This window comes from uncultured Citricoccus sp. (genome assembly GCF_937871995.1).
Classification (GTDB): domain Bacteria; phylum Actinomycetota; class Actinomycetes; order Actinomycetales; family Micrococcaceae; genus Citricoccus.
Genome location: NZ_CALMQR010000023.1, coordinates 1 through 18,332, shown reverse-complemented (window position 1 = coordinate 18,332; position 18,332 = coordinate 1). Strand labels below are relative to the sequence as shown.

The window sequence follows — 18,332 nt, the reverse complement described above, 5'->3', positions numbered from 1 at the left end:
TCGGCACACGTAGATTTCACGGACAATGGTCGCCGTGCACGCTACGGAGCAGCTTATGTGCGCGCGCTCTGCGCGCACGCCGGCGCATCGTTCACCGAGACGAGTATTGACGAAGACATCATGGCGATTGATGGCGCGATCGACTTCGCGCGCATGCCCGTGCGGGTGCAAATAAAGTGCACGTCCAAGTTCAGCGTCAAAGGCAGCCGATTCACCTTGTCCCTTGAACCGACTTGGCTGAAGAAGTGGACCGCCAGCGACACACCCGTGTTCGTAGTAGTGGTCAAAGTCCCGAGTGACATACCGGGGTGGCTGGACTACGACGCCAGCTTCACCCGTCATAACACCGTCGCCTATGGTCGCCGCTTCGATGCCTCGACGGACCTGGCGTCCATGGTCTTTACAAAAAAGGACCGTCTCACAGGAGAATCCATCTACGACTGGCGAGACCTTGCGTACGACATCGCCGATGGGAAAGTCGCATGAGCCCCCGCGGCCATCGGCCTCACTTCGAGACGTCGTCTTCTCATGCTGTCTCGGACGTCACTGCGGAGCTGCGGCGGCGTCAGTGGGTCCAAGAGCGCATGAGCGACCGCGCGTCTCTGTGGACGCTGCCCGGTTCGTCCGCTGAGCTTTATGTGCCGAACTCGTTGCGGCGAGACACCTTGGAATGGGACGGCGTGCTCGAACGCATCGCCGCCCCTACTAAAGAGAATCCCCGCGATATTGAGCGCGCCATCGAGTATAAGAACTACGACTTCATGCGTTTTCGGGTGAACGCTTCCGGAGACTCTATCCCGCTCGAATCTGCAGCCACGGTCATCAACAGTGCCTTCGGGATGATTCGCGCCGCCGCCACCGCGTCCCGTCGTCCCACTCAGAGCATCAAGAACTACACCAAGGCGGGCGATAAGATCGCTGCCCAAGCCCGACTTGGGCATACCGAAGTCGGCAGCTTCGTTTTTCCGGTTCTGTTGCACATAGACCAGCCTGAGCCGCCTGAGCAGCCGGCACTTGAGGGCGTCGATCAAGTAGTTCCTGAGTCAGACGAGCGCCGGGTGACTCGGACGCTCGCCCAATCGCTCGACGCCTTCGAACGCCAGATCATAAAGCCGGGTATCGAACCGACCCGGCGCGCCCTTCTTCCCGTCGTCTACGCCGGCGGTACCAAGGAATTGCTGAGCAAGGTTGCCACCGCACTGACGGAGCCGGATATCTCGTTCCTCGAGACCAGCTTTGCTTGGGCCGGCGCCGAGCCCGCTAGCCAGAATCTTCCGCGGGCCGTGGCAATTCCGACTGAAGCTCGTCAGCTTGTGACGTCCTCCGCACACATCCTGGCAGAGTCAAACCCAGACCCCATTCGAGTTTTAGTCGGTCCCATCATTCGGATTGAGCACGTGAAAGGAGAGTTATTTGGCGAAATCGTCATCCAGGCTCCCGGGCCGAGTGGTGGCCGAAAAAGCCGGGTAGAGATGCAGGTACGCGCCGAACAACTTGGAGTGCTCCACGAGTGGATGCACGGCGGAACTACCGTCGTGGTTCAAGGCAAAGTGCAGACTCGCACCGGCCGCTACGCCTTCTTTGAAGGCATAGCAGAACCACAGCCGCTGTCGGCCACTCTCGAAGGTGTCGAGTAACAGACGACCTGGCTGCGACCGCCGATCAGCCGACTGCCACCTCATGGGCGGATACAACTAGAACGTTTCACGGACGTATGCGCCGCTATCGGCGTTCAAGCGGAAGTCGATCTTATCCCACGTGAAAGATGCGCTCTCTAGTCTCCTTAGATTCTGTCCACGTCACTTTGATGGCCGGATCGCCAGCGCTCAACGCCAGCATCAGAGGGAAACGACGGGATTGGCCTGCGTGGATGATCGTTGGCTGACCGGACCCGCCCAAAAAGATTCCATCGGCTACAGGCTCGATCACCACGTCTTCAGCGTCTGATCCACCTCTGTTTATTAGGTCTATCCAACGCTTCGTTTCATACTTGAGCCGCCCTCTCGAGTCCGTTTTCGGCAGACGTTCTTCACCCGGCTGCGCCAAGAAGTCGACGCCGGTAACAGGCTTCGCGTCTTCGTCGGCGGTCAGCTCGAGCCGATGAAGATCATGTTCAATTGCCTGCCATACGTGAGCAGTCAGTTCTTCCACGCTGTTGAAGGTCCCATAGAGGCCGCGCTCCTCAATCGCCTTCTTGAAATCACGGAGAGCCTGCAGTTGTGCTGGGTCGACATCGTTCGCATGCGGAGCGGTTGAGAAATACAGGTGTACGGGTTTTCCCGCAGCTTCGGCTTCGGCAATCTCCTCGGCGGTCCCTGACACTGCCGAAGGCGTGGCTTGACCCATGCGACTGCCAAAGAGTGCAATGACTATGTCAGCCTTGGCCACCAGTTGCTTATTGATAAGTGCCTGTGGATGATCGCCCAACATTGGTACCGCTCCAGTTTCCCATCGGCTGGCAATCAGCGCGATTTTGCGGCTAGAGGTATTTGCTTCATTCCAACGGGACAACGCCGTATACACAGCCTCCCGTGCCTCCAGTACATCGGACGGTGAAGCGATCATGACTTGGAGCGCGGTGACGTGACTGGGCATGACAAGAACCTAGTAGATTCATCCGACATCTCGGGCATCTGTCACAACCCAACCCCGCCTGGGACGGAATCCTGGCACCCGACAAGCTCAGGAGCGCCGCGGCCCTCTCCGATGCCATCTCAGCCACGTCTCAGTAGGCGCCCTTGCGGTGCAACCGGGTACGCACTGACTCACGGAGCAAGAGGCGGATCAGGATATTGCTCGTCGGTGTCTTGGCAGCCGCCCCCGCCTGTCTCAAAAATCGTTCCCTTGATGAGATGCCAGACCGGACTCCTTGATCGTGCTGCCGGTCCGCCCAAATTTCCCGGATTCTCGCGAAACTGACCGAAGCCACCATCGCACCGCTTCGTCTCATTTGCCTGTCTCATTCGCTGCTGTCTCAACTACCTGAGAACTGTCGAGTTATTGAGACGAGGACCGGATGACGAGGCTGGGGCGCGGCGAGCACGACTCGTGTGGTGAAGGCTGGTGGGAGGGCAGGGCGCGAAACTAGGCTCGCTTCTAGGGAACCGACCTCGATGAATGGATCGATCATGAGAGTAAGTCACATCCCTCTGCGCCTGGTCACCGGAGCCTTCATCCTCAATGCGGGTCTGGGCAAGCGCCATCTGGACAAGGACAGCGCGGCCGGACTGCAGGCCATGGCGACTCAGGTCATCCCGCCGGCCGACCGAATCCCACCCGAGCGGTTCGGCAAACTGCTCAGCTACGCGGAGATGACCCTGGGCGCGACCCTGTTGGCCCCCTTCGTGCCGAGCCGTCTGGCCGGACTCGGCCTCGGGATCTTCTCCGGGTCGCTGTTCACCATGTACCTCAGGACACCGGGCATGACCCAGGAGGACGGCATCCGCCCCACCGCCGAGGGCACGGCACTGGCTAAGGACATCTGGATGCTCGGCATCGCCGTCGCCCTGATCCTGGACCGCAAGTAACCAGGAAACCGACCTCCGCCGTCCCGCCAACCGATGGGGGCCAGGCGACCACGCGGTGGTCTACGTCGACGGAAATGCTGGTCCGCTGACCCTGGAGTTGGTCGGTTACACCGAGCTTGTCGGTTCCAGAACCCGACGGCAATGCCAGGCCACTGATCGTGCGGGCGGTGCCGTCGACTTCTGAACACCGCGTGCTCAAAAGTCCTGTTCGCGGAGGGGCGGCAGGAGCGAGGAACGCCGTCCAATTCCGGTGCGAATGGCCCGGGCCGGACATCCCGGAAAATCGATGTCACATTGACCCACCTTGCGCCGTCTGCGGACTTCGGTGGCGGCTTCCCTGGTCAACGCTGTTGTCGGAGTGGCCTTAGTAGCTGGCGTGGAGAGGTTAGTCCCGGGTCCAGGCGTCGTTGCCGGGTTGGCGGTGCCATTGTTGTCGGGGCTCGTCCGCTTCGCGGAGGGTGTCGGTGAGCCAGATGGTGGTGTCGGGTTCCAGCCCGCGATCACGGTGGCGGTGTCGGTATCGACCGGCAGTTCACGGGTGGCTGCGCTGAGGTAACCCAAGGTCGTCAGGTGCACCGCGTCCCACTCAGAGGCGACCTGCTCCCAGTCCGGGATCACCCATCGGCCGGTCCGCCCGGTGACCCGGTACCAGTCATGCCGACGCGAGGCGCTCACCTCCAGGGGCTGCTCCCGGCACAGCCGGACCCAGTCCTTGGGGGTGTGGATCTCGTAGGTTCTTCCCGCCCCGCGCACCGGGATCACCGTCGCCGCGTCCCATCCGAAGCTGTCCTCGATGAGGTCCAACCCGGCCGGGATCTGCCCGACACTGAGGATGAGGTCCTGTGGGATCGACCACCAGTTCCCCGAGTACAGCGCTTCCGGGTCGGTGGGGCGTTCGTTGACAGCGCGGGCTTCCTCGGCTCGTTCGTCCCGAGCCCAGACGGCCAGAACGCGCTGCGGATCCCGGGGCAGCGGGGCCAGGTCCTCCGGTAGCCGCCAGTCGATCACCCACTGCACCGCTTGCCTCGGCTGCCCCCAGTGCCGTGCCGGCGATGAATCCAGCACACGTTCGGCCACCGGCCCCAGGGCGCCGTGGATGGACCGGTGGCCGGCGAGCACGTCCTCGCCGTCGGGCTCCTGCCAGTACATGGCGGTCGCCACCGCCTCGGCCAAGCCCGCCTGGATCTGCTCGTCCGTGATACCGGACAGGTCCATGCCGGTCAGGACTCTCGCCAACTGATCGGTCGAGACCGCAGGACGGGAGTCGACGGCGGAGGCCTTCCTGCCGTCGGCGGTCAGCAGGACGCGGGACGTGCCCCTGACTGGATCGAACTCAAACCCGAGCCAGAACACCAGCTCGGCGGCCCGGGGGCTAAGCGTCTTCGCCAATTCCAGGCACAGGCGCCGACCGCGCGGACCCGCCAACAGTTCCACCACCGCGTCGTCCATGCGCCCATCCTCGCACCGGCCGTCGGGCTTCATCGAGAACAGCCCCCCATGAATCACGAACCGGCACGACTCTCTACGGCGCCCAAGTCCCACTCGAGAGTGATTGCTACGGAAACGATCGTTCGCGATACAGTCCAGACGTCAATCCGAACGCCGTGTGATCCGGCGGTCGCTTTCGTAACGCTTGCCGTGTACGCGCCAATGTAACGCCCACCCCCGTGGATGATACGTTTTGGGGATGCGAATCGGATACGGGCGGGTCTCCACCCGCGACCAGCACCCCGAGGCCCAGCACGACGCGTTGGTCGCGGCCGGCTGCGAGCAGGTGTTCCTCGACACCGCCTCGGGCACGCTCGCCCGCCGGCCCGAACTCGACAAAGCCCTGCTCTCGGCCAACCGGCCCGGGGACCAACTCGTGGTCACCAAGCTGGACCGGCTCGGACGGTCGCTGGAGAACCTCATCGAGCTCTCCAAAACGCTGCAGGAGCGCGGCGTGGACCTGGTGGTCCTGGACCAGGGCATCGACACCTCCACCGCCCTGGGGCGGATGTTCTTCCAGATCATCGGTTCGATCGCCGAGTTCGAACACGCCTTGATGTCCGAACGGACCCGGGACGGGCTCGCCGCTGCCCGGGCCCGCGGGCGCACCGGCGGGCAGAAACCCAAGCTCGGCCCGCGCCAGGTCAAACTGGCCCGCGAAATGTACGAGGAAACCGACGCCGAGGGCAAACGCGTCCATACTGTCGAGCAGATCGCTCGGGAATTCGGTGTCACCCGCCCCACCATCTACCGGCACCTGGCCAAACCCTGAACAAGGAGCCCTGCGCTCCGCACCGATCATCGGAGGGCGCGCCATATGGCGCCCCGTCACCGGGAAGGACCACCGGACGGGTCCTACGGGATGCCCCTAGTGGCGTGCCACCGTTCACCCACGTCGGCTGTTGGCGTGTCCGGTGGGGGTTCCTCCTGCGGGACCTTCGTCAGCGGTTTTATTCAGGGAGTCCTTGTGGACAGTCGAAACACCGCGTGCTCGTCTGATACTTGGTATCTGAGTGAGGGCGGTGCTCTACGGGTGCTCTACTCTTGGTCGGCGCTTCTTAGTGGCAAGGGTGGTGGTGCGGCGGCGCCAATTCTTCGCGCGCACACCGCCAAGGATTCAGCGACCAGGGTCCGGGCCATCGCCGCCCCATCACAGCCTGCGGGCTCATCGGCACCCACATCCAGCCAGACGCGGACCTCCAGGCCCTGGCGTCGGACCCTGCGCAGGCCGCTGTCCTGGAGTCTGCGCTCGGGGTCGGGCTCGCCCTCCAGCGAGACCTCCCTCAGCCCGGTGCTCAGCCACCAGTGCTGCCACCGGCGGTCGTAGTTGATCTCGGCCACGACAGTCATGAACCCTGTTAAGAAGGGCAGCATCGGCATCACCCAGTCGTGATCACCGGCAGTCACTGTTTGGCCTACGAACATCGACCGCGGGCCCTGTTCATGGGGCAGCACCGGCCACCACGGGAACAACCGTTTGTACGCTTGCTCGTATCCCATGGCCATCTCCATGAAGAACATGCCCGCTTCGACACCGGCCGGCAGGCCGTGCTGGCCCAGCCCCACCACCTCCGCCAAGCGAAGACAATTCTCGTCGTAGACAGTCAGAGGGGCCTCATCCCTGCCCACCTCGTGCTCGCCTGGCGCCTGGCCAGAATCATCCCCGTCCCACGGGTCCTCGAAGCCGCTCATGAGGGCACTGGTTTCGTCCTCTAACTCGACGATCACCCGCTCTTCATAAGCGGCCTTTGGCCGCTCCTGGAGATACTGACGGAAATCCTCCGGGATCTCTGCGTCCGGCTCCCCATAGTCCTCCACCCAGTCAGCTTGGCCCAGGAGTTCTCTGAGCTCGACGGTGGCCTGGTCGGGGTTCACCTGGCGGAAAACCTTGGCCATCTGCCAATCATTGGCACAGTTCAGCAAACCGGACACCAAGCTCATCCGAACGCCCTCCCGAATCTGGGCCGCACACCCCCAGCAACAGGCGCGACGTCCCCGGCCTCCCTGCCAGCCGACAAAACTGCGGTGCCACGTCGCAGCGCAGCACTCGACCATCGCGCATTTCTCATGGCCAAATCCTACGGTTGACTACGGGTGATCCCCGCGGCTTCCCGCCAAGGGATCCACTTGCGGGCAATGTCCGCCGCCTATGCAGCTAGGCCTCACTGCGAAAACTGCTAGGAGAGGTAGCCCAGCGCGCGCTTCTGCCGTCGCAGCATCCAACCCATTAACCCCGTGACCATTGCCAAGGGCACGGCCAGCCAGAACAGGAGGTCGGCAGGCGAGTACGGCGAGTTCTCCGTGGTACCCCAGATGGCCCCAGCGACCACGAACAGGGTGGCTGCCCCGAAGACCAGGAACAGCACAACCAGGATCCTGCTCAACCCGGATGCCCTCCGCGGAGCACGCCGATCAACGGCGGCGGATCCGGACCTGACCTTGGGGCTTGCCACAGTGATTCCTCCAAAATCGGGGGGCGAGTCAGACCAGGTAACGCGTTCCCCTCAGACCATGACAACGTCGCACCGAGTGGTGCGCTTACTGTAAAACAGCCACGTCAGAAGGGCCAGAGCCCACAGGCCGAGGCAGCCTGCTAGTCCGCCGAGAACTAGCAGGCATGGACCGGGTCCATCACTTGAGCGCACGCAGACTAGTCACAGCTCCGCTTGAACTTCTCAGTTGGCGCGTGCAATCCGCATCTGGCAGGCAGCCACCTCACCGACGCTGTGGCACTTGGGGATCCCTTTGCGGTGGGGTCTCGGCACCCGTCCCTGGTAAATAGGTGCGACAGCGGTTGGCATTGGTTCCGTCGACTGTTGGATGCGACACCGGCCAAACCGGGCCAGTCACGCAGCCCACCTCGCACGCCAAGAATATCTAGATAGTGTTACTATCTAGCATGACCGCGATCGATTGGTCCGCGGAGATCACCCGGGCCGCGCTACCCCAGGCGGTGCTGGCATTGCTCCACGCCGGACCGCGCCATGGGTACGCCCTGATCGAGGTCTTGCGCGACAACGGCTTCCCCAGGATCAAGGGTGGCACCCTGTATCCCCTGCTCCGACGCCTCGAGGACCAGGCTCTGGTGGACCACCAATGGGAACACGATGAGACCGGACCGGGTCGCAAGGTCTTCTCCCTAACACCACTTGGAGCCGAAGAACTCGACCGGGCCCACACCGCGTGGAACCACATGGGCCAGACCCTCACCACCCTCCGCACCACCCGACAGGATCCTTCATGAGCTACGAACACGATCTGGCCTTCAACCTGCGTCAACGCGGTCTGCCGGAATCCCAGATCGTCGAGGCAATCGAGGAGGTGCGCACCCACACCGCGGCCACCGGCGTTTCCGCGGAGGCCGAGTTCGGCCCCGCCGAGCAGTACGCCGAGAGCTTCCCTGCGGTCAAGCGGCGCAACCGAGGCCAGCGCGTGGTCGCCGTCGCGGTCCTGCTGGCCATCGCCTACGGCCTGGCCAGCCTGGCACTCAAACCCCTGACAGGCTTCGACATCAAGGTCCTCACCGGACCGGTCACACTGTGGCCGGCCCTGGTGATCGTGGGGACGGGCCTGCTGGGCGGTTTCCTCACGGATTACCTGCGCCCCGCGCCGCGCACCACGGGACGGTAAGCACTCGGCCGCCCGGAGTCACGGACCCCTGTAGGTATCCGCCAACAACCCGGGACCTAGCGGACGGCGTGCTACGACCAGGCGATTGGACCACCGTCTCGCTCAGGGATGGCCGCCCCCCGCCACTACCGCCCGTGACCAGCCTCGATCGCTACCGTCAAAAGCACCTCATCAAGGTGTGAGTGATGATGACAGAAGGCCCCAGCCACCCCTTCGGCTGGGGCCTTCGCCTTACCCCACACTCAGGGCGCCCAGGGCGCGGACGTGCGCCGCGCTCGGATAGGCTCGCGACGATGAATGACGAACTGGTGTCGAGGATTGTGCTGTTCGTCGTGATGGTGGGGTCCGGTGTTCTCCTCTGGTGGATGGCCCGTGCCGCCGCTTCCGGGCGGTTGAAGAGGAACCAGTTCGTGGGTATCCGCCTGCCCAGCACGATGGCCAGCGAGGAGGCATGGCTGGCCGCCCACATACGCGCCAAACGCCCTACGACTCTTGCCGGATGCGCCGCCATGGTTAGCGGACTGGTCGCGCTGCTGCCGGTGCCCATGCCGGTGGTCGTCATCTCCGTGCTCGTCGGCTGCGGGGCAATCCTGGGGTTCACGCTGCACGGCGCCCGGGTCGGCACCCGAGCCGCGGCGGAGGTTCCACACCGCCGAGTCGGCCAGATAGACACCTGGACCCGATAGTCAGCCGGCCGCACATCGACAAATGCGCTCCGCAAGACGATCCACAACCGGACACAGCCTCGATGGGTCCTTCACGTCAGACCGATCAGTAGAGGCTCCCCTTCTCCAGGACGCGGTGGATATCGTCGGTGGTCACCCGTGCCAGGGCCGCTACCTTGGTCACCGCGATCCCGGCGGTTATCGCCTCTTTCACCAGGGAAGACAGTTCTCGTTCGGCCGCACGCATGGCCTCTTGGGCCGTCACCGCCCGCTCCGAGCTTGCTGCGAGCCGAACTTCAATCGCCTCGACGGACGGGTCGCGCTCCGGCGCATCCTCCGGAACGTCGATCTCCCAGTCAGCCATGGGCCCTCCTGCCGGTCATCCAGTCGTATCCCGAGTTGCCGCGATGCTCGACGCGTCAGCTGTAAGTGTCCGTGCGCTCAATCCGAGGTAGTGGACTCGGGCTTGTCCAGGCCTTCGAAGGGTTCCAAGGCGCGCCGGAACTCGTCGCGTTGCTCTGCCGGGACGGTGGTGGCACCGAAGGACAGGCCCACCGCACGCAGGGGCCAGCCATACTCGCGGGCCTCGTCAGCGGCGTGACCGGTGGCGTCCTTGGTGGTATCTGTCAGGGTCACGTTCAGCCATTGGGAGTCGCTGTAGGAGGTGGCGTTCCACTCCCAGTACTCATCGGGATTGGTCGTGCCGAAACGCTGGTGCAGCTCCTCCTGCCACCGGGCGTCATCAAGGTACGGGGAGGACTCGTGCTCCAGGACCACCGGGCCCAGCCCGTGCCCGGCCAATACACCGTCGATGTCGGCCAGGACCTCTCGCCAGGCATCGGGCCCCTCCGGCACGCCATCGCTGACGCGGGACTGGGAGTTGTAGGTCACCAGAAGGGACTCACCTCCGTACCCGTTCCCAGTCTGGGGATACCACCCGGTCGCATCCCCATCGGCGCTCCACGAGAACCCATAGTCCCGACTCAACACCGCCTCGATCTCACCCATGATCGCCTGCGCCCGGCGCTCGGTCTGCTCCGGGGTGGGGGCGGCAAGGACGTCTTCGGCATCGGTGCCGGCATGCCCGGGGTAATCCGCCCAACTGATGGTCTTCTCTTCACCCGAGTCCGTCACGATCGTCGAGGTCGGGGCCTGCGAACACCCCGCCAGGCACCCCGAGATCACGGCCGCAGCGAACGCCACCCGTAGAAACTTGCCCGGTCGCCTACCCACAGTGTTCCCCTCCGCCACAGGTCCCATGCCCCGAGGCTATCCCGGCGGGCATAACGCAACATCCACCCGAGGCATGAAGCCAGCAGCTCGGAAGCAGTTCATGTCCTGGTCAGGGATCGTTAGATGGGACGGCGGAAACCGAGGGGCCCGGACCCATGCCTCGATCTGCCCGGACACGGTGAATGGGTCGGCCGCCCTAGGCGAAGGATGGCCACGGGGAATACCCGGATGGGACGATGTGGCGCATGAAGAGGCTCCAGGACATGACCATCCGGCAACGGTCCCGCATGGTGTGCAGCATCGGCGCAGCCGTGATGCTGGTGATTTTTCTGAGCGGCTTCATCTTCCAGGACTGGATCTTCTTCCTCCTGGGGGCCATCGGGGCCGGCGGTGTTGCACTTCTGTTCTTCTCTAACGAGCGCAACACTCGGGACGACCCGCCACACGCGAATTACTGAGAGCCCGGCCCGGATCCGCCAGGGGCCTGCCCTAGGGATAGCCAAGAACCGCGCGAGGTGCGGGTGTACGGCATGCCGGGGAGACGCCAGCCAGTTCCTGGATGCCGTCCGCAAGGGGATCCCGGTCCAGTACCGGTGGATGGTGCCTTCGACCACCATCCGGTAGTCCCGGAAGGAGTGTCTCACCCCAGCGACCGAGGCATTATCGAATCCTCAGTCAGCAGCTCGGCTGTCACGACCAGCCAGCGTTTCAGGCCGACGTAAAGTCCGTTAGCAAATGTGCTCTAGGGCTGGCGCCGACCGATTAACCGCACAAGCTGAGCTTGGCGAAATACTCTCACGACACGCCCGAAAGGTCGGGCTTCAAGAATTGTTTTTCGAAGGCTTTTCACGTGGATGAGCAGCGCACAACACCTGTGGACGGCACCACGAAAAGCGACAGTGCTTGATTTACGGTCCGATTCATGCATTTCCGGATAGCGCAGGCTAGCGCCAGCCCGCGTGCTTCCATCTCTAAATGCGCCACACGTCTCTGTCCACAACCCCTGTGGATAACGTTGTTGCCGAAAGTCTGTACTACCAGCCATGATGGACGCTGTGACTAGGGATGAACCTGATCAGACCAGCAGTTCGTCCGCGAGTCACAGTAGAATGACAAGCGTGTAGTTAACGACAGCAACCCCGCAGCCAGCGGGGGAATGCTGAAGGCGGGGTCGAAGTCAATTCTGGGGAGAATTACTGAGACTCTAACTCTCTGGTGGATGGACCTCCAAACCCTGAGGTCCGCGTGTCCCAGAATGCAAAGCCTGCATCGATGACCGCGCAAGCAAGTTCCATCGATACAGAATGAGGTGATGGCGTTGATCGCCAGCCGCCGCCCGGTTCCGGGCATCCCCCGTCCACTTCGTCCCATCAACCCCCGCCCGGATTTCCCCGGTCGCCCCGGCCGCTTCTACCTCGGCGGTGGTCGTCGTGGCTAGGCGCGGAGGGAACCCCAAGCAGACCTCCAAGTCTGTGGCATCGAAGGCAGCCAAGATCCTCTCGGGGAATGGCTCAAAGGCAGCCAAGAGCGTTGCTGCTAGCGCTCTCGCCCAGACCCGCAAGAAGTAGCGGGTGACCGAAGGGGCCGGGAACTACATAGTTCCCGGCCCCTTCCACTCTGTCATCGGTGGCCCTCCGTGCCCGCCCTTCCCAAGCCGGAGGGACGCTGCTGGAGCCGCCGAATGGCTTTTCAGCGGACACGCGGGGGCTATCACGAGGTCAGTTGAGCAAGCGCACGCTTAGCAAGGGGTGACACCTGGGTGATGATTATGCGCCCACTCGCGACCTGACTGAATTTGAGTAGGCCCCGGCCCTGAAACTCATCCAGCAATGCGGAAATCACCTGCGCCGGTGCTTCAAAGCGCTCGGGGTCGATCTCCCGGGTTCCGGTATTGACCACATCAGCAAGGATGCTGGCGCGGAAGGCATCGAGATCCAGACCGCGAGTGGTCGCGTACTGCAGCCACACCCACAGTGACACCCCATTAAGCATCCAGGTCCCGCCCGCAAAAAGGTTCCCCTTCACCTTCCCTGACCGATGGAGGACATAGATCGAATCGCGGACCGCTTCAGCCGAGATGCCCAGCCTTGAAGCCTTCTCTTCGATCAAAATACTGCGGATCACTACCCTTGGGCCCAACTCTGCGAAGGTCTCCAAAATGATGTTTAGGACCGTATCGTCGACCGCATTGTCCAACAGGTTCAGCTTCGTCGTCAGGTAGGCAGGAGGCTTCCCCAGCAGAGGCTTACGGGTCACATTGAACAAGTGATCCACAACTTCGGCAGCAGCCTTCGGAACGTCGAGGGCCTCAGCTGAAATCCAGCGAAGACTCCTCAAGGCCACCGGAACGTCCGTGTCCTGATCAATGACTACCGGAATCAGCTGGATCCCCGCTTTTGTGATCCTCTGCACGACAGCAGTTTCTAGCTCCGCCCTCACCCAAGGCTTAACCACACTTGTATGTGACAGCACGATGATCACCGCTTGGGCCTGGCCAATGCCCTCGTCGAAAATACGCTGCACCATGGAGTCGCCCGGACCGATCTCCCACCGGTCGTACCATGCCTCGATCCCATTTGCGCGAAGCTCTTGGGCGAAGGCTTCTACAAAACGCTCCTTGTCTTCCGACCCATGGCTGATGAAGACCTTCGGGGCAGGGTTCTGATCGTTAGCCACGGGCCCATCGTTGCATGAGCTTCGGACACATGACTGGACGCTGTCTCGATAACAACAGTTCATCTCTGACGGCTCAAGCCCGCACTTGGACGCTTTCGCGAGGACGGGTCACAGAATTGGTTGGACAGGCAATCGACTATGTCGGCGTGAGTGTGGCTGACCGGGCCCCAGGCCGTCAGTTCGAAAAGGTCAAAGCTACCCGTCCCGGTCTCCGGGCTTCCCATCAAAGGATCGTCTAGTGCGACGCTCAGGATTCCGTTGTCTGCCGGGCCGATTCCTGACCGGTCGCGGCGCCTGTTCCGCCGCCCGCTGACCGGGAACCCGGGTCCGCACCCCAGACGGTGAGAGTAGCGACTCCGATGCCTGCACCCCATGCTGCCCAGGAGAACTCACCACCCCAGCCGAGTACCCCAAGCATCAGGGCGATGAACCAGATGGATCCGATGTACACGCCGCAGACCCGCATGAAGCGGCCCCAGCGGTAACGCATCGGCCATCGACGCCACACCAGAACGCCGAACAACAGCAGCACGGCTGCGATGACGGCAGCCCAGCCAAGCAGGGCTCCTTGCACAAGTTGGACCAGGCCCGCGATCAGGACAGTCGCACCAAGGCCGCCGCAGATCCACTGCCAAATGCCGTCCGCGCCCATGCTCGCCCCCATAATCCCGTTCCAGTGCGACTCATCGTCGCATGCGAATCACCGGCGCCGTCCTAAACGAGGATCCCCGTGCGGGAGGCTGTCTATGGCGCGCGTGTTGCAGAACGCGCCCTTGGACCAGTTGTAGGACGCCGAGTGGTCAAGGAGCGGTTTTCGGTTGGCACGGAAATAACCTGCACAGGGACCGGGGAAGCAACTGGCGAGCAGGCGTAAGGCTGTGGCCGCTAATAGGGGGCTCCGAGGAATCACGGCTGCGGGTGGCTCAGAATCTCGTCCTTCGTGCGCCACGAGGCCCTGACACGGCAGGATGCGCCTTGAGGGTCCTGGCGCCGGGTACATTCGGTGCACACCACGGTTTCGAGGCGCCCTGTTCTCGACCACTGATTTGGCCACTGGACAGTGGCCGCGACGCCCGAGGGACGACATGAGCGCTGCACCGACCATCACCGAGATCGATGGCGTGGAGGTCCACTGGCGGGCCCTGCCGGGCCGGCTGCGGGCGGATCTGGTCTTCCGCGCCGGTGCGGTGGACGAGGCCTTCCACACTCTGGGCACGGGACACCTGGTAGAGCACCTGGCCTTCGTCGAGGTCGAGGACCTGGACCCGGACGTCAACGGCAGCTCCGGCATGCTCACCACCACCTTCCAAGTGGAAGGGACACCCGAGAAGGTAGCCCGTCAACTGCGGTCTTTGTGCCAGGGGATCTCCGAGCTGGCCGACGGTTCCCTGCCCTCGGCCCGGATCGAGCACGAGAAGAGGATCCTCGCGGCAGAAGGCGACGTCTCGGCGCTGGGGGAACCGGCCGTGGCCGAGGCGCTGACGGTCCGTTACGGACTGCGCGGGCCGGGGCTGGCCGGGGTGTCGTCGCGGTTCATCGAGAAGCTGACCGATGCCGAGATCCGTTCCTTTGCCCGGGAGTATTTCACCCGCGGCAACGCCTTGCTGGTCCTCACGGGTGAACCCCCGGCCGGTTTGCAGCTCCCCCTGCCCGAGGGTGCCCGTCGCTCCGTGCCGGAGTTCGATCCCGTGCCATTGGTCTTGCCCGGGGAGTACACCACCGGTGGTGAGGACCTGGTGTTGTCCTTCCAGGTGCCAGGGATGTCCGCCGAGGTGGACCCGGTGGCTCGGCTGGTGCTCGGGACACTGCGCCGCCGCACCTTCCGCCAGCTGCGCCGGGACGCCGGGGTGGTCTACGACATCGAGGCCGGCCAGGCGCTACAACCGCGATCCGGGGTGGCGGTGATCATCGTGCGGACCGCGCAGTCCTCGTTGCGTCAGGCGGCCGAGGGGATCCTGGGTATCCTGCGCGAACTGCGGGACCACGGCGTGACGGACGCCGACCGGCAGGCGGCCCACCAGGAGGTCCAGGACCAACTCGAGGACCCCCACCACGAGACCGTCGAGCTCTTCGAGGCCGCCGAAGCAGCATTCCTGCAGGCGCCGCAACCAGCCCTGGAAGACCTGGGGGCAGCCGTGCGCGCAGTGACCGACGAGGACGTGCGAGCCTGGCTGGCCGACCTGGACTCCACCCTCGCCGTCGGGGTCCCGGACCAAGACCACGCCGAGGAGCCCGAGCCGGGCACCCCGGGCCTGGTCGCACCGGTGATGGGCCCCCAGCCGGGCCCGGATGTCACCGGGACGGTCTACCCTGTCAAGCTGTTCGCGCGACTGGCCGGCGCGCCCAAGGGCCTGAAGCTCATCGTGGGCGATGACGGGGTGCTGATCACCGACGGTCAATTCCGGCGGTCGCTGGCCTGGGACCAGGTCGCCGCGGTGGAACAGGACGCCTCGGACCCGGACGATGTCCAGACCACCATCGCGGGCCTCAACGGCGAGGTCATCGAAGTGCCCACGGTCGCGCTGAAGGGCGGGGATCGCGCCGTAGACCAGATCTGCCAGCACGTCCCGCCACGACGCCAGATCACCACGCGCCCCCGCGATGACCGTGCTGAGCATTCAGGACAGGAGCCCGCGTGAGAAAGCCTCTTACGGGCGTCGCACTCGGCGTGATGCTGTGCATCGCGCTGACCGGATGCGGCGACGGCGCCGACAGCCAAGGCCAGGGCGCGGAGGATTTCGCCTACATCACCGACGCCTCCCCGGCAGCGCCCAACGGCGGGGAGGGGGCGGGGGGGCCGACGGAGTTGCCCACGGTTGCGGCGATGGGCGATGACCGTTTTTGGCAACTCATTGACCAGTCTGGGCCATCGGCCGGTGCCAGCGTCGAGGACCAGACCGAGAACCTGACCACCATCCTCGCGGGTCTTCCGGCCCAGGAGATCGCCGCGTTCGACGTGGCGTTCGCGGCCCACCAGCAGGAGCTGTACTCGTGGGATTTGTGGGGCGCGGCGTACCTGTTGATGGGCGGGTGTTCGGATGACTGCTTCACGGACTTCCGCAGTTGGGTCATCGCCCAGGGCCAGGACTACTTCGAGGCCGTACCGGCCGACCCCCAGGCCGTGGCCGATGGCCGCCTAGAAAACACCGGCCAGGTCGGCGAGGCGGAGCTGCTGTCCTACGCCGCGATGGACGCCTACGTGGAGGCCACCGGCCGGGAGATCTTTACCGACTATCCCTCCCATCCGGGACTGGAAACGGCGACGGAGCCCGCAGGTCAGGAGTGGGATGAGGACGACCAGGACGCGCTGCGCGCACGCTACCCGAAACTGAACCCGCTGCCGCACTAATGGCTCCGACTCCCTCGTTCTGTGAACTCTTTGCGGACAGAGGCATCAGGCTTCCGGACAGTTCGTGCAAATGGCCTCTGACCTTTGTGCCGTCGACTGCTGGAAGCCAAGTCCGCACAATGATGGTGCATGGCATCTCGCAGGAAGGCTCCACCGATGACGAGCTCTCAACACCGCACGCCCCGCCTGCCAGTGACGGTACGCCGGGGGTTCGTCGTAGGCATCTGCGCCTTGGCCGCCCTTCTCGGCTGGGGCATGCAGGACGGGTACCAGCAGTCGCGGGCCTATTACGGCCACCTGGTAGAAACTGCCCCACGCATCCAGGTCACCGTGACGGGTCGTCAGTTGTACCGCGGTGGCTACGAGTACGACGTGAGCCTCGAGGGCCGGAAACTGTGGCTCGGGTTCCCGGAGAACGTTCCCGACGGTACCGCCGTCGGTGATGACGTAGAGGTGGTCGTGGACCCCGAGGACCCGGAATACGCGGTGGCTGTCGGCACGCCCGAGGACTGGGCCCCGGACCCGAAGGGCGAGGCCATTGAGTTCTGGCTCATGGTCACCACGCTGGTCGGGATGTCCGGGTGGGCTGCGTACAAGCTGCTACCCGAGGACCGGGCGCGATTGGCCCACTCGCGCGTATGGGACTGGGGCAAAGTACACCACTAGCGAGTCGCCGCGGCGTCCATGCGCTCAGCCGTTCGAGGCGATGGCCTCAATGGGTCAGACGGACACCAACGTCAGCGCACTGGGCGAGAAACTGAGCGTCACCCCGCAGACCCTCTACCGCCACATTTCTCATCCGACCACCCTCGCGAGGCCGGACAGAGGGTGCTGGTCCAACGCCTATGACCACCGTGAGTCACGGATCTATGTGTCGCCGATTCCGAACCGCGACGCCGATGACGGTCGACCCAGGGGTGGGTCGCATGGCACACCGTTACCTAGACGATGCATACGGGGCGCTGCCCGAGCCGTGCCACCATTGATCCACTGTCAGATCCAGAAGCCAACGGCACGAATGTCAGAAGGTGTCTTCCTTACTCCGCCAAGTGACGTCGAGACCGTGCGCAAGGGGATGGTCCTGCGGCCAGTCTGGCAGCAGCATCGAATCCTGGTCCTGCCGGCCAAGGCCCCACTGCCTGGGTCAAACGTCGATGGGGGTGGCACCGACGATTCGGCGCGAACGGGATCGACTACGGAGGAGAATTAGTCGAATGGAACGACCACAAATGGGGCCCCCTACCCTTGCTCAAGCTCGACTCCTGGCGGAGCTTGCGGCAGTGGGGGACGACTATGCCGCAATCCTTGGCCAGCAGTTCACTGGCTGCACCACGCGCCCCAAAGACTATTGCCAGGAATGTTTCGAGGTTTCAGTGGCGACCCAGGCGCCGCGGTTGCCGCCACAAGCAGAGAACCCCTTGGTTTTTGATACTTCGACGTCCGACCCTGCTCAATTCTCGCCGTTGGTGATGTTGTGGCATGAAGGAGGACATGTCGATGACGTCGAGATTTCATACATTGATGAGCATCCACCGATTGCTTCCCTCAGCATCAACTCCTTGCTCCACGAGGAAGCCGACTGAACTCATCAGGTGGAGCCGTGCCATCCCACGCTGACCAGCACCCCAGCTCACCGACGCTGTGGCACTTGAGGATCCCCATCCGGCACAGGCTTCGGCGCGCCTGACTGTCTCTTCGCGCGTTCGCGTCCGGGACTGCTGCACCGATAGGTGACAGGGTGGGTCAGGCTGCCTAAGCGGCAGC

At 63.8% G+C, this 18,332-nt stretch carries 20 protein-coding genes and 1 pseudogene; 13 read left to right on the top strand and 8 right to left on the bottom strand.

Translation table 11 applies throughout. The features are described from left to right. Nucleotides 1–486, top strand: a 486-nt coding sequence (locus tag Q0283_RS02160; protein WP_298042474.1) for a DUF4365 domain-containing protein, incomplete at its 5' end; no start/stop codon positions are given. Nucleotides 487–584: 98 nt separating this feature from the next. Then, entirely contained in the window at nt 585–1,637 is a 1,053-nt protein-coding gene (locus Q0283_RS02155; protein WP_298042472.1) for a hypothetical protein, read from the top strand. Between the two features lie 112 nt (nt 1,638–1,749). On the opposite strand, the gene Q0283_RS02150 is transcribed toward Q0283_RS02155, so the two are convergent. Next, on the bottom strand, nt 1,750–2,595 hold the full coding sequence (locus tag Q0283_RS02150) for a DUF4062 domain-containing protein (protein ID WP_298042469.1): 846 nt from the start codon (nt 2,593–2,595) through the stop codon (nt 1,750–1,752). 533 nt (nt 2,596–3,128) lie between these two features. On the opposite strand from Q0283_RS02150, the gene Q0283_RS02145 reads away from it, so the two are divergent. After that, the gene (locus tag Q0283_RS02145; RefSeq protein WP_298042466.1) at nt 3,129–3,527 is read left to right on the top strand and encodes a hypothetical protein; all 399 of its coding nucleotides are present in this window, start codon (nt 3,129–3,131) and stop codon (nt 3,525–3,527) included. Between the two features lie 195 nt (nt 3,528–3,722). Here Q0283_RS02145 and Q0283_RS02140 read toward each other — a convergent pair whose 3' ends face one another. Next, on the bottom strand, nt 3,723–4,976 hold the full coding sequence (locus Q0283_RS02140) for a hypothetical protein (protein WP_298042463.1): 1,254 nt from the start codon (nt 4,974–4,976) through the stop codon (nt 3,723–3,725). Between the two features lie 238 nt (nt 4,977–5,214). On the opposite strand from Q0283_RS02140, the gene Q0283_RS02135 reads away from it, so the two are divergent. Beyond that, a complete protein-coding gene (locus tag Q0283_RS02135) occupies nt 5,215–5,787 on the top strand; it encodes a recombinase family protein (RefSeq protein ID WP_298042460.1) in 573 nt (190 codons plus the stop codon). A 266-nt stretch (nt 5,788–6,053) separates the two neighbouring features. On the opposite strand, the gene Q0283_RS02130 is transcribed toward Q0283_RS02135, so the two are convergent. Beyond that, entirely contained in the window at nt 6,054–6,956 is a 903-nt protein-coding gene (locus Q0283_RS02130; RefSeq protein ID WP_298042458.1) for a hypothetical protein, read from the bottom strand. Between the two features lie 236 nt (nt 6,957–7,192). Next, nucleotides 7,193–7,399, bottom strand: coding sequence for a hypothetical protein (locus Q0283_RS02125; RefSeq protein ID WP_298042455.1), 207 nt, complete (start codon nt 7,397–7,399; stop codon nt 7,193–7,195). 515 nt (nt 7,400–7,914) lie between these two features. Here Q0283_RS02125 and Q0283_RS02120 point away from each other — a divergent pair. The 3 genes from Q0283_RS02120 (at nt 7,915) to Q0283_RS02110 (ending at nt 9,331) form a co-directional block, all read left to right on the top strand. Further along, on the top strand, nt 7,915–8,259 hold the full coding sequence (locus tag Q0283_RS02120; protein ID WP_298042453.1) for a PadR family transcriptional regulator: 345 nt from the start codon (nt 7,915–7,917) through the stop codon (nt 8,257–8,259). Further along, nucleotides 8,256–8,645, top strand: coding sequence for a hypothetical protein (locus tag Q0283_RS02115; protein ID WP_298042451.1), 390 nt, complete (start codon nt 8,256–8,258; stop codon nt 8,643–8,645). The genes Q0283_RS02120 and Q0283_RS02115 overlap by 4 nt, the downstream gene beginning before the upstream one ends. Before the next feature lie 293 nt (nt 8,646–8,938). Continuing rightward, entirely contained in the window at nt 8,939–9,331 is a 393-nt protein-coding gene (locus tag Q0283_RS02110) for an SdpI family protein (RefSeq protein WP_298042447.1), read from the top strand. 85 nt (nt 9,332–9,416) lie between these two features. Here Q0283_RS02110 and Q0283_RS02105 read toward each other — a convergent pair whose 3' ends face one another. Then, nucleotides 9,417–9,674 carry a hypothetical protein gene (locus tag Q0283_RS02105; protein WP_298042443.1) on the bottom strand — a complete coding sequence of 86 codons (258 nt, stop codon included), beginning with the start codon at nt 9,672–9,674 and terminating at the stop codon, nt 9,417–9,419. Between the two features lie 77 nt (nt 9,675–9,751). Continuing rightward, complete coding sequence (locus tag Q0283_RS02100; RefSeq protein ID WP_298042440.1) at nt 9,752–10,201, bottom strand: hypothetical protein; 450 nt, start codon at nt 10,199–10,201, stop codon at nt 9,752–9,754. A 587-nt stretch (nt 10,202–10,788) separates the two neighbouring features. Between Q0283_RS02100 and Q0283_RS02095 the strand changes: the two genes are divergently transcribed. After that, nucleotides 10,789–11,001, top strand: coding sequence for a hypothetical protein (locus Q0283_RS02095; protein ID WP_298042437.1), 213 nt, complete (start codon nt 10,789–10,791; stop codon nt 10,999–11,001). 1,252 nt (nt 11,002–12,253) lie between these two features. On the opposite strand, the gene Q0283_RS02090 is transcribed toward Q0283_RS02095, so the two are convergent. Continuing rightward, complete coding sequence (locus tag Q0283_RS02090; RefSeq protein WP_298042434.1) at nt 12,254–13,219, bottom strand: toll/interleukin-1 receptor domain-containing protein; 966 nt, start codon at nt 13,217–13,219, stop codon at nt 12,254–12,256. Nucleotides 13,220–13,466: 247 nt separating this feature from the next. Continuing rightward, complete coding sequence (locus tag Q0283_RS02085; protein ID WP_298042431.1) at nt 13,467–13,871, bottom strand: hypothetical protein; 405 nt, start codon at nt 13,869–13,871, stop codon at nt 13,467–13,469. 433 nt (nt 13,872–14,304) lie between these two features. Between Q0283_RS02085 and Q0283_RS02080 the strand changes: the two genes are divergently transcribed. The 5 genes and pseudogenes from Q0283_RS02080 to Q0283_RS02065 all read left to right on the top strand — a co-directional run bounded on the left by Q0283_RS02080 (nt 14,305) and on the right by Q0283_RS02065 (nt 18,151). Next, a complete protein-coding gene (locus Q0283_RS02080; protein ID WP_298042429.1) occupies nt 14,305–15,858 on the top strand; it encodes an insulinase family protein in 1,554 nt (517 codons plus the stop codon). Continuing rightward, the gene (locus Q0283_RS02075) at nt 15,855–16,568 is read left to right on the top strand and encodes a DUF4240 domain-containing protein (RefSeq protein WP_298042426.1); all 714 of its coding nucleotides are present in this window, start codon (nt 15,855–15,857) and stop codon (nt 16,566–16,568) included. The genes Q0283_RS02080 and Q0283_RS02075 overlap by 4 nt, the downstream gene beginning before the upstream one ends. A 156-nt stretch (nt 16,569–16,724) precedes the next feature. Then, a complete protein-coding gene (locus tag Q0283_RS02070; protein WP_366133761.1) occupies nt 16,725–17,234 on the top strand; it encodes a hypothetical protein in 510 nt (169 codons plus the stop codon). 37 nt (nt 17,235–17,271) lie between these two features. After that, a pseudogene (locus tag Q0283_RS17600) lies at nt 17,272–17,364 on the top strand (recombinase family protein); the annotation flags it as partial. A 418-nt stretch (nt 17,365–17,782) separates the two neighbouring features. Next, nucleotides 17,783–18,151: a hypothetical protein gene (locus tag Q0283_RS02065; RefSeq protein WP_298042421.1), complete on the top strand. Its 369-nt coding sequence runs from the start codon at nt 17,783–17,785 to the stop codon at nt 18,149–18,151. Nucleotides 18,152–18,332 lie beyond the last annotated feature (181 nt).

What these genes read in the sequence shown, in the direction of transcription:
- Q0283_RS02110 (WP_298042447.1), top strand. Translation starts at nt 8,939, where the DNA reads ATGAATGACGAACTGGTGTCGAGGATTGTGCTGTTCGTCGTGATGGTG.
- Q0283_RS02080 (WP_298042429.1), top strand. Translation starts at nt 14,305, where the DNA reads ATGAGCGCTGCACCGACCATCACCGAGATCGATGGCGTGGAGGTCCAC.
- Q0283_RS02135 (WP_298042460.1), top strand. Translation starts at nt 5,215, where the DNA reads ATGCGAATCGGATACGGGCGGGTCTCCACCCGCGACCAGCACCCCGAG.
- Q0283_RS02070 (WP_366133761.1), top strand. Translation starts at nt 16,725, where the DNA reads ATGACGAGCTCTCAACACCGCACGCCCCGCCTGCCAGTGACGGTACGC.
- Q0283_RS02145 (WP_298042466.1), top strand. Translation starts at nt 3,129, where the DNA reads ATGAGAGTAAGTCACATCCCTCTGCGCCTGGTCACCGGAGCCTTCATC.
- Q0283_RS02130 (WP_298042458.1), bottom strand. Translation starts at nt 6,956, where the DNA reads ATGAGCTTGGTGTCCGGTTTGCTGAACTGTGCCAATGATTGGCAGATG.
- Q0283_RS02065 (WP_298042421.1), top strand. Translation starts at nt 17,783, where the DNA reads ATGGAACGACCACAAATGGGGCCCCCTACCCTTGCTCAAGCTCGACTC.
- Q0283_RS02150 (WP_298042469.1), bottom strand. Translation starts at nt 2,595, where the DNA reads ATGCCCAGTCACGTCACCGCGCTCCAAGTCATGATCGCTTCACCGTCC.
- Q0283_RS02095 (WP_298042437.1), top strand. Translation starts at nt 10,789, where the DNA reads ATGAAGAGGCTCCAGGACATGACCATCCGGCAACGGTCCCGCATGGTG.
- Q0283_RS02105 (WP_298042443.1), bottom strand. Translation starts at nt 9,674, where the DNA reads ATGGCTGACTGGGAGATCGACGTTCCGGAGGATGCGCCGGAGCGCGAC.
- Q0283_RS02115 (WP_298042451.1), top strand. Translation starts at nt 8,256, where the DNA reads ATGAGCTACGAACACGATCTGGCCTTCAACCTGCGTCAACGCGGTCTG.
- Q0283_RS02085 (WP_298042431.1), bottom strand. Translation starts at nt 13,871, where the DNA reads ATGGGCGCGGACGGCATTTGGCAGTGGATCTGCGGCGGCCTTGGTGCG.
- Q0283_RS02155 (WP_298042472.1), top strand. Translation starts at nt 585, where the DNA reads ATGAGCGACCGCGCGTCTCTGTGGACGCTGCCCGGTTCGTCCGCTGAG.
- Q0283_RS02140 (WP_298042463.1), bottom strand. Translation starts at nt 4,976, where the DNA reads ATGGACGACGCGGTGGTGGAACTGTTGGCGGGTCCGCGCGGTCGGCGC.
- Q0283_RS02120 (WP_298042453.1), top strand. Translation starts at nt 7,915, where the DNA reads ATGACCGCGATCGATTGGTCCGCGGAGATCACCCGGGCCGCGCTACCC.